The 9,856-nt window shown below is 38.2% G+C and carries 8 protein-coding genes and 1 pseudogene; 3 read left to right on the forward strand and 6 right to left on the reverse strand.

Annotation, left to right across the window (positions count from 1 at the left end; translation table 11 throughout):
• The 3 genes from lspA to ACTXGO_RS06375 form a co-directional block, all read left to right on the forward strand.
• Positions 1–323 (forward strand): signal peptidase II (lspA, locus tag ACTXGO_RS06365; RefSeq protein WP_443573745.1); only part of this gene is annotated, 323 nt, incomplete at its 5' end.
• 245 nt (positions 324–568) lie between these two features.
• Positions 569–931 (forward strand): DUF3817 domain-containing protein, encoded by a 363-nt coding sequence (locus ACTXGO_RS06370; protein ID WP_443573746.1) that lies wholly within the window; start codon positions 569–571, stop codon positions 929–931.
• A gap of 686 nt (positions 932–1,617) precedes the next feature.
• The gene (locus tag ACTXGO_RS06375; RefSeq protein ID WP_228293274.1) at positions 1,618–1,974 is read left to right on the forward strand and encodes a recombinase family protein; all 357 of its coding nucleotides are present in this window, start codon (positions 1,618–1,620) and stop codon (positions 1,972–1,974) included.
• Between the two features lie 234 nt (positions 1,975–2,208).
• Here the strand turns inward: ACTXGO_RS06375 and ACTXGO_RS06380 are convergent, their stop codons facing one another.
• The 6 genes and pseudogenes from ACTXGO_RS06380 to parA all read right to left on the reverse strand — a co-directional run bounded on the left by ACTXGO_RS06380 (position 2,209) and on the right by parA (position 9,769).
• Positions 2,209–3,792 carry a Fic family protein gene (locus tag ACTXGO_RS06380; RefSeq protein WP_114701979.1) on the reverse strand — a complete coding sequence of 528 codons (1,584 nt, stop codon included), beginning with the start codon at positions 3,790–3,792 and terminating at the stop codon, positions 2,209–2,211.
• Positions 3,793–3,956: 164 nt separating this feature from the next.
• On the reverse strand, positions 3,957–4,553 hold the full coding sequence (locus ACTXGO_RS06385; RefSeq protein ID WP_114701980.1) for a recombinase family protein: 597 nt from the start codon (positions 4,551–4,553) through the stop codon (positions 3,957–3,959).
• Between the two features lie 271 nt (positions 4,554–4,824).
• Positions 4,825–7,908 (reverse strand): TrlF family AAA-like ATPase, encoded by a 3,084-nt coding sequence (locus ACTXGO_RS06390; RefSeq protein WP_114701981.1) that lies wholly within the window; start codon positions 7,906–7,908, stop codon positions 4,825–4,827.
• A 79-nt stretch (positions 7,909–7,987) separates the two neighbouring features.
• A pseudogene (locus ACTXGO_RS06395) lies at positions 7,988–8,767 on the reverse strand (type I restriction endonuclease subunit R, EcoR124 family); the annotation flags it as partial.
• Between the two features lie 150 nt (positions 8,768–8,917).
• Positions 8,918–9,127, reverse strand: a complete 210-nt coding sequence (locus ACTXGO_RS06400; protein WP_162799539.1) for a plasmid partition protein ParG — start codon at positions 9,125–9,127, stop codon at positions 8,918–8,920.
• A gap of 3 nt (positions 9,128–9,130) precedes the next feature.
• Positions 9,131–9,769: a ParA family partition ATPase gene (gene parA / locus ACTXGO_RS06405; protein WP_114701984.1), complete on the reverse strand. Its 639-nt coding sequence runs from the start codon at positions 9,767–9,769 to the stop codon at positions 9,131–9,133.
• Positions 9,770–9,856: the final 87 nt, after the last annotated feature.

Here is a 9,856-nt window from a genome sequence, read left to right on the forward strand (position 1 = left end):
GCTTTTTAGCCGACGCTGGCGGTTGGCAGAAATGGTTTTTCTCAGGCTTAGCTTTTGTAATGGCTATCTTTTTAACGGTTTATTTAATCAAAGCGCCACGTGCAGCCAAGCTATTATCTATGGGGTTGGCCTTAATGCTTGGTGGTGCGATTGGCAACTTAATCGATCGTTTAAGAATTGGTAAAGTGGTTGACTTTATCCATGTGCATTATGCTGATGTATGGAATTATCCTATTTTCAATGTTGCAGATATAGGTGTCTGTGTCGGTGTCGCATTGATTATAATTGACATGATATTTTTAGAAAGTAAGCGTAATAAATAAGCACATTGATGCCGATTATCACAAACAAAATGAACTAGCGTCGTAGTCACTCTATACGGAAACATACTTTTTATACTTGAGTATGTTTATAAAATGTGAACTGGAAGATAATGTATGACTGGTATAGGTACTCACTCATTTTAGGTCTTAAAACTCAATACTTAAAAGCTCTGCGTAGAGCCATTATTATAGAGACATTGAATAATCCATAAATTCTTTATTGATCATAACAAAAGGAAAATACAGTGTCACAGGCTCAGCCAACTATTGAAAAAATTCACAGCCTTAGAAAAAAACAAGAGACAGCGTTAAAAAGTCTTACCCTTATAGGCTATCTAGAAGGCACCTCTTTCTTATTATTGCTCTTCATCGCCATGCCACTAAAATATATGATGGACATTCCAGAAGGTGTGAAATACATCGGTATGGCACACGGTATGTTGTTTATTACCTATATCATAATACTTATAGGCTCAGCTATCAAAATGAAAATGCCTCTTTGGGCAATACCTGCGGGCGTACTCGGCTCACTCTTACCTTTTGGCCCGTTTATATTCGATCATTTACTAAAAAAGAATTTACAGGAAAGTGTAAGTAAAGAAGCCTAGAACAAGCCCTGCTGCAAATGCTACAAACGTACCTTATTACTCAAGATTATTTTTCCTAACTAAATCACAAGCCGCCATCACTCATCATGGCGACAAATGAATAACATTGAGCAGAAATTAATCACAATAAAACTTTAATTCAGACCAAGTATGAATAGCCTCACACTCCAGTTACTTTTCGAACTTATCTTACATACTATCGACAAACCCGTCTTGTTTAAAAGCTAAACAGGTTTTGTCATTCGCGATGGCTTTCCTGTTATCGTAGGGTATACCCCAAGGGAACCATCTAAAAGGCATCAAAAACCGATTAATAGACGACTTAAAATAGACTGCTGTAATGGAACTACTTATAACAGACTATTGTACGTGTTTATGTTTATCAGAGCGTGTCTACGAGCGTCTACCAAAGAATAAGATGCCAAGCGTACCAAAAACGAGCTTATACAGTTTGCTACTGATCATGATCACAAAATTGCCGCCTTCTATGTCGAAAACGAATCAGGCGCAACTTTAATACGTCCACAGTTAATGTAAGTGATCGATGATGCCTATGAAGGCGATATAATTTTGGTAGAGCAGATTGACCGCTTAGCACGTTTAAACCAAGCTGATTGGGATACTCTCAAAAGAATGCTATTAGAAAAGAATCTGGGGTAGTATCAAAAGAGCTACCGACCTCATATATGACGCCTCAATCTGAGAGCAGCACTGAATTTATGAGCAGCGTATTACAGTCCATTAATTCGATGATGCTTGATATGCTCGCTGCTATTGCTAGAAAGGACTATAAAGATCGACATAACCGTCAGGTGCAAGGTATTGCTCATGCTAAGACAGAAGGTAAATATTTAGGGCGTAGGAAAGATACCGAAAAGCGTAAGATTATTGCTAGCCTCCTAAAATCTGGGCATAGCTATTCTGAAATACAAGCTACAGCTAAGTGTTCGCGTCAGCTGATAGCTGTTATAGCTAAACAAATACTCAAATACTCAAATACTCAAATACTCAAATACTCAAATACTCAAATACTCAAATTTTAGGAGCTGTAATAATTCTTGTCAAACAAAAGTAATCTGTTATCAAAGTTCCTTTAACATATTCTATTTTTAGTAGTTTATTAGCTTGAATAGGGTCAAGAAAAATATTGATTACTTTTCAGGCTACGGTATTTTCGCCGAATCGTTTTACAAACGAATCATCATTGGAACGATAATATTGAGACTAGCTTGAGCTTGATTATCAAGGCAGACTTTCCTGCGTATAGCAGGGTTCGTCTAACTATTCAAACCATCTGCTTCATCTTTAAAGGTCTCTACAACGATAGAGAAAATATCGTCCCAAACCTCATCATTTGCCAAAAACGGATAATCCTTCAGTAGCTTATTACTTTTAGCACCCTTATTTTGTAGCATGCTGCGAATGATTCTATCGGCATAGCTGTTGGGCATCTCAACAATCTCTTTTATCGCCAGTCGTGCATGGTCATGCTTTCTTAGGTACTGTGACTCGTTATGCATCTCTTTTTCAATAACATGAGCAATCAGTCCTGATAAGTACTGAACGTGAGGCGTTAGATCCATGAAGCGCCATGCAGGTTGAATCAGGTGAGTATTTCCAAAATTTAAGTTTGAGCGAATACCATCAGGGTAGGTAACTGCCTGTTTATCAAAGCTGTAATGATCACGGATTTGCTTCATGAGCGGCACAGAGACACGGTCTAAAATCTTATCATAGGCATGCCGGTCTGAGGGATGCTCGGCAATGGCTTGTGATATAGGTAGGATAATCGGCTCATGAATGACCTGGTCTCGCCTGAGGACGTCATTAATTAAAAAGCGATGTACACGGCCATTGCCATCCGCCAGCGGATGAATATATACAAAGGCAAAGGAGGCAACCGCACTACGCATCAGTGCTGATTGTCCCTCAGTCTTTTCCATAAATACCTGTAATCCTTCTAACTTATCAGCAATGTCATCAGCTGGTGGAGCAATATAATGCACAATTTCTTTAAAGCCATTGACCTGAGTATGCGACACAAAAACTGGTGATTGACGGACACCATACTGCTGGATAACCGTTTTGCTACCGAGTATCTCTTGTTGCAACTCTGCTAGTGATTCAGGATCAAGCGGAATGTCACCGGTGCCGGTACGCCGTGCCATCACATCGGCAAAACGTTCAATGCGTTTTAACTCTTTTCCCTCACCTTCTATAGTAAAGCTGGCTTTACTCTCTCGTAGGGTCATCCATACGGAGGCGCGCATCAGTAAGTCTTGCCCAAATTCATCGTTAAGTTTGTCAACCATTGTGGCAATATCGAGTGCAGCTGCTTGCGTAAAGGCCTCTGTTTTTACCAGCATCGGACAGAAATGACGGGTTCCTGCTAGATTGTCATTGATACGCCAGCGAGCGTTCTTGATGACCTGCGAAGGACTTGAAGTAACCAACTTCTTGGTATCCAAAGCATCCACATAGTTACCGCCTATATTACTCGGTACCTCTAAATGCTTATCCATGAGCCACTCATACAAGAAAGCCATTCTACGGGCATAGCTGCCTGTCGGCTCAGCGTTTACCCATGCTTGCACGTCATTTGCCCCTATCTGCTCAAATAGACGAACCAGTAACTCTAAATTCAGTACTTCATGACGCATGTGAAACTGTAAGTGCGCAATGATAGTGTCCAGTGGACGCGCGGTTTCCTGATAAGCGTTATGAATGACGTCACCGTCTTTATAGGTTTGTCTGCGCCCACCGATACTACTGCTGACATATAAAGGCGAAACCAGCTCTATGCTGGCATAACGGACAAGCCATGCTGCGCCAATAGGATCTGAGATAGGGGTATTCATCATGAGTGGCTCAAGCGATTATAGATAAGCCATTTTGCGCAAAAACAATTATGAATGCAATATAATGATTATTATAAAGCCTTATTGCATTAAAACGATTTTCTTATGACGTTGCGATGCCTTTAAATCAAGACCAAAGGTCACGTTGAGTCGATATTTAAAATACCTCAGCTATTGACCTGCTTTAAGACACGATAAACGGTAGCTACGCCAACACCAACCGCCTTAGCGATCTCTTCTTTTGTCATATTGTTTTGACTAGCCAATGCTTTAATACGATTGTGTTTTGCGGTATTGGCTTTCTTACCAGTGGGTTTATAGCCACTGTTGGCCAATCCTTGTTTAATGCGCTCTCTACGCTTGTCATTATCAAGCTTTGCCATGGTCGCTAATAAATCGATCAGCATATCGTTAATCACTTTTAGGATCTCACCTGTCATACCGTCACTCATCGTATGTGTGGTTGGTAGATCAGCCACCACCAATCGTAAGCCCTTATCTTTAATACGCTGCTTTAGAATCGAAAAATCATCTTGAGATAGTCTGCTTAATCTATCCACGCTTTCAACCAATAAAATATCGCCTTGCTCGGCGTCCTTTAGCAACTTAGCTAAGATTGGTCTATCGAGCTTTGTACCACTGAAGTGCTCAACGTAATCAACATAGCTATCACCATAGCGGCTACTGAAGGCAACCAAATCTATTAATGCTCTAGTAGCGTCTTGATCCTTAGTGCTGGCTCTCACATAAATACGAACGGTCATAATACCTCTTTGTATCAGTTAGACTTAATAATTGATGTTCATTGATAATAGCAAGATATTACTATCATTTAATATCAAATAAAAGTCAAATGATAGATAGGTTATCGTTTAGAAGTTTTATGTTTTGGGTATAGGTTAATGATAGGCTGACTAAGGTGATAAAACCACCTTAGTCTAATTCTAGGTAGGTTGTTAGCTTCTACATAGTTGATTTAGATAATCGGTCTTTTAGACGTACATTCATAAAACAGGTATATATTAGTGTAATGCCCTACATATATTTTATTTTTCGGTTGTCAAAAGCTATTATAGTCCCTTCTAATACATCAACAGCTTTATTATTAATTATGCTGCACTCTATGGCTCCTGAAATATAACTAATATCATTGCTGTTTGAACGAGAAAATTCACAATGAATTATTTGTTCTGCATCACAAACTATCGCTAAATTAGGGTTATGAGTAACCATAATTATTTGTCTCTTTTGCTTTGCTTCAGTTAACACAGGTACGAGTAAGCTAACTATTGTTTCGTTATCCAAGTTTTCTTCTGGTTGATCTAAGATTATAGGATTATTGTCTTTATCAACCAGGAGGTAGAAGATCAAAAGTAGAGCGCCTCTTTGTCCTGGTGAAAGCTGTTCTATTTGTGCATCCTGAAACATCAAAGTATATTGAGGTTTTAGATACTCTAGCCCAAATATGAAATCATAGACTTCATTAGCATTACGATCTTTCTTTAGTAAAGATTGTATGCCTGGTAGTTTTGAAGCTTCCTCAAGCCTCCCATGTAGTTCTTGAACTAAATTTATAAGAGAAGGTTTAGAACTTATATCATGCTTATCCATTAATTCTCTTAGTACCGCTAAGCTTTCACTCTCCCCTCTAAAATCACCGGCAGTTTGTTTAACCATTAAAAACAATCTATCGTAGATCATATCTAGGTTGCTTTTTAATTCTGACTGAAACTGCAGCTTATATTCGTTGCGTATTAGAGAATTACTTTGAATTAATTCTTGAACAGGTTTGAATAGAGCCTCCCTGCTGATACGTTGTTCATCTAGAATATCAAAAATTTGTGCGGTGATTGAAATTCTTTGGGTTTGCAACTCATCTCTTTCAATTGGCAAATCATTTAATTTTTCGAGCTGATGCTCCAATCCCAGTATTGTCTCAGGTAGGTCGTTTGATCCGACTATTCCAGCCTGTTTTTCTTCCCAAGTATTTAATAATTCTAGGTACTGCTGATAAGCCTGCTGTGGTCCATTTAATCTTGTATTTAAAGCGTTTCGTCTTAAAATTAAAATGTTTTTATTGATATCAAGATTTGCATCACTAGCTTTAATTCTTGTAATTTCAGTAGAAATATTAGTATCTGTTTCTGACAATATCAGCTCATGTACTTCTAACGAAAGCAAGCTTTCTAGAGTTAAATCTAAAGTTACCGCATCAACCAAATGATCACTTCTAAACTGACTCAGAGATCTTTCAACAACCTCAATTCCTTCTTTTATATTTAAATAAGACTTCTTCTTTGAAGCCAACTTAGTCAGCTTAATCTTATTTTCTTCTTGTTGTATATAGATAGCTTCTAATTGCCGATTTACATCTGTTAATTCGGCAGAGACTTGCTGTTGTTCTGCAGAAGACTCGATGGTTGGTTCAGAGACTTCCTCAGGTTTAGCCTTTGAATGCTCTTCAAGCAACCTATTCTTTTGAGTCAATTTCTCGCTAATCGTATTACGAGTTACGTCTGACATCTGTCCTTCAATATATGATATCTGATGATTGATCTTATGTAACACGCTTCTTAAACTATCAAAATTACTCCTCAGCGCACTTTCTTGTTGTTCGATAAGTTGTTCAAAATTATGGGCGCCTAGCCTAGTAGTTTCATTAGCATGAGAGAAAATAACAGCCCTCAATTCCTGTTCAAAAGAATTGGATTTACCGTCGACATGATCGTTACATAGCTCTTCAAAGTGTCCTTGAGGTATATACTTAACAAACTCAACATGTTCAATTTCTGGATCATCATTTAGGTTTTTTTCTAAAACTTGTTCATCTCCCCACATCAATTTTGCAATGAAATGTTTTGCAGGTACACCCACTTTGCCTCTGAAACGGTTTTTCTTTAAGAAAGAGAAATGATGACTTTGTTTTGAGTTGCCTACTAACGCAATAATATCTGCTAGTGCGCTTTTACCACTTCCTTTATTACCAATAATAGCAACCAAATCATTGTTTAACGTTAGTTTAGTATTTTCTAACCAGCGTTCATTAAATGCCGACAATGGAACTTTTGTCACCTCTAGCTTATCTATGAATATACTTCTATTTTCTCTTATCAACTTTAATTTGGGGGGCACTGCACCTATAAAAGAGCGTTTTGCAGGCTCTTTTATTGCTTGTTGTAATCCTTGGAAAGTTGGATTAGCTTTTATCCAAGTAGCTTTTCCTGAAGGGTAATCACCATATCCTCGTTGATCATCATTTCCTTGAATACCAATGAACCGATGCGCATCACTGCCAGAAACAGCTAGTCTTGGAGTATTATTTAATGCTATTTGGAAGTCATCAAACCACCGCTCATTTTTAGTGGTCTTAATACCAGAAAAAGCCTCCCAAATGCTAATATTTCTAGTCTCGAATATTGGCGAAGTTTTGAATAATCCTAAAACGTATACATAATGAGCATTACGCTCTATTCCAGTTAAACCATCACTAGTATCAAAAGGCATAAAACCTATAGCTTGTTTATTTTTTACTTTTGTTATGGCTTCCTTGTAACTTTCACAATTCAATTCAGCCATTATTGAACCAGCTTCTAGAGCATAATTTGTATGATCTAATACCCTAGATATATCTATGCCATGATGCCTTAACTTATCTTCAGGAACCGAACGAGCATAATCAATAAGAGCATCATTAGATAAATTTCTACATCCATCTCCTGGGAACTCTAGCTTCAAATTAGCTTTAAAATCTATGAGCTCTTGGTCTTTAATATTGTCAGAGAAAATTACATGTGCGTTTAATCTTCCTCCTTTTAGGGGTGACATTAGACGTAATTCTATACCAGGAAAAACTGTTTTTTCTAACTTTGGAGCATCGTCCTGCTTCAATCGATGCTTTAAAGCAAACCAACCATCAAAAGTCCAATAATCCATTATTGCAAATACTGCTGGTTCTGCTGAATTGAGTGCATTTATCATCTGATCAACTAATGGCGCATTTCTAGGATCACAAGGATCACTATTGAACTTCTGCCCAGTCCAATGAAACGATGCTGGCGTATGTATATGCAGATCCCATTTTCGCCATTCAGATCCATTAGGGTATTCACTGTTAATCATTAATACTTCCTATTTTTTAATGAACTATCTAGAATTCTCGATAAACATGATTTATTTGCAGAGCTTTCTATTGATTTAGCTAAACCTTCCCACCCACACCTTTAAACTTCTCAACGAAAGCTGCTATTTTCTGCAGAACACTTTGCTTCTTGGTCAGATACTGCGGGTTGAGAGGGTTTAGTTTAGGCAAGATAGCATTCAACTCTGTACCGTTCTCACTGGCGTACTCACGCTTTAGAGAAGCGGTAATATAACGCTTAGCAGCATCTTCATTCAGATTCTCAGCCGCAATCATATCTTTGACTTCACGTTGCTGCTCTACCTGAGCATAGCTAAAGAAGGCATCGATAATGCTGGATTTGTCAGGGATATTATCCAAGTTAGTTTGATTGATAAAATCTACCACCAAGCTTTCTTTGGCTCGGTTGCCAAGGCTTGCTCGAATCAAACGACGTACTTCTTCAACCAAAGCAGACTTGTCCTTGGTGTTTTTATTATGCTCAAAAATTAGCTCAAGGATATAATCTAGATTGATCTCCTGTGATTTGAGCAAGTCTATTTCAAAGACAACCTCATCCCAATCAATCGAAGACTCATCTTGCTGGTCACCCGCCTTTTCACGACGTAGCCAATCGCGTATATCGTTATAGGTTGAGCGATAATCTTGTACGGTACGTTCAGCAGGCACTTTAATAGTTTGCATAGCGGCTATCTCATCATCGTTTAGGTAATGCTCATCCTTAAACGTCTCAACAGCGTCAGCATCGGTCACATCCAAGTCTTGCAGTGCTTTTAGGCTTGCAAACTCATCATAGTTTTGTAATATATTCTCGACACGTAAATACTCCCCGAATAACAGAGATAAGACTCCTTCATCATCTGCTACCACACCATCGACCATATACAGATCTATATCTGTTTTAAAACTTGATAAAGCCATTTTATGACTTTCAATAAACATTTAGCATGATCCTTTATTCTGAGCTACTTTATTTGTAACTTACAGAAACTACCGTTCAACTATTTTCTCATCAATCATTTCAGTTAATAGCTCAGTCACTGTCTTTCGGTTATCAAGCGCAAACTTTTTGAATGCAATATACTTATCTTTGTCAATGTTAAAGTTTACTCGTGCCGTTTTTTGAGGACTATCGGTCACGTCTGACAAAGATAACTCATCTTTTACCTTCTTACTGGGACGACCTGCTGCTAAGCTCATCATTTACTCCTTATCAAAAAATGTTTTAACTTCATTAACCAATACCGTCATTTCTTGTACTGCATTACTGTTCACTGACTCAGTATCAAATACGGTCTTGCCTAATGCTGCGCTATTTGGATAACTTACACGCTGCATAATTCTACTATCTAACACAGGTAGACCGTACTCTAGTAAAACTGAAGCCACTTCCTTACCAATATTAGTATTCTGGATTGCCCTAGACACTACAAAGGCTGCTTTTAGTTTACCGTCAGTCATCTCTATACGCTGCTTTACTAAGTCTACTAAATCGCTAGTCGCCCAAACATCGTATGGGCTAGGCTGTACAGGAATTAATACAAAATCAGCTGCTTTAATTGCAGATAAAGCCAAACTAGTTGCTTGTGGTGAACCATCAATCACAACATACTCTTTATCAGAGACATTTTTTAGATCTTTATCAAGCGTAGGTCTATCGAGACCTATCACTGGTACTGGATTATCTTCATCTACAGCTCGCCAATCACGTGCACTGCCCTGCTGGTCACTATCTACTAGCAATACACTATGTCCTTGCAGCTGCAAGCCACGAGCTAATTGAGTGGCAATAGTTGTCTTGCCACTGCCTCCTTTTTGATTCAACACAGCAATGACTTTCATAGAGCAATCCTAATTTTGAGTATTTGAGTATTTGAGTATTTGAGTATTTGAGTATTTGAGTATTTGAGTATTTGAGTATTTGAGTAT

The organism is Psychrobacter sp. T6-1 (genome assembly GCF_052258445.1).

What these genes read in the sequence shown, in the direction of transcription:
- ACTXGO_RS06375 (WP_228293274.1), top strand. Translation starts at nt 1,618, where the DNA reads ATGACGCCTCAATCTGAGAGCAGCACTGAATTTATGAGCAGCGTATTA.
- ACTXGO_RS06380 (WP_114701979.1), bottom strand. Translation starts at nt 3,792, where the DNA reads ATGATGAATACCCCTATCTCAGATCCTATTGGCGCAGCATGGCTTGTC.
- ACTXGO_RS06385 (WP_114701980.1), bottom strand. Translation starts at nt 4,553, where the DNA reads ATGACCGTTCGTATTTATGTGAGAGCCAGCACTAAGGATCAAGACGCT.
- ACTXGO_RS06390 (WP_114701981.1), bottom strand. Translation starts at nt 7,908, where the DNA reads ATGATTAACAGTGAATACCCTAATGGATCTGAATGGCGAAAATGGGAT.
- ACTXGO_RS06400 (WP_162799539.1), bottom strand. Translation starts at nt 9,127, where the DNA reads ATGAGCTTAGCAGCAGGTCGTCCCAGTAAGAAGGTAAAAGATGAGTTA.
- parA (WP_114701984.1), bottom strand. Translation starts at nt 9,769, where the DNA reads ATGAAAGTCATTGCTGTGTTGAATCAAAAAGGAGGCAGTGGCAAGACA.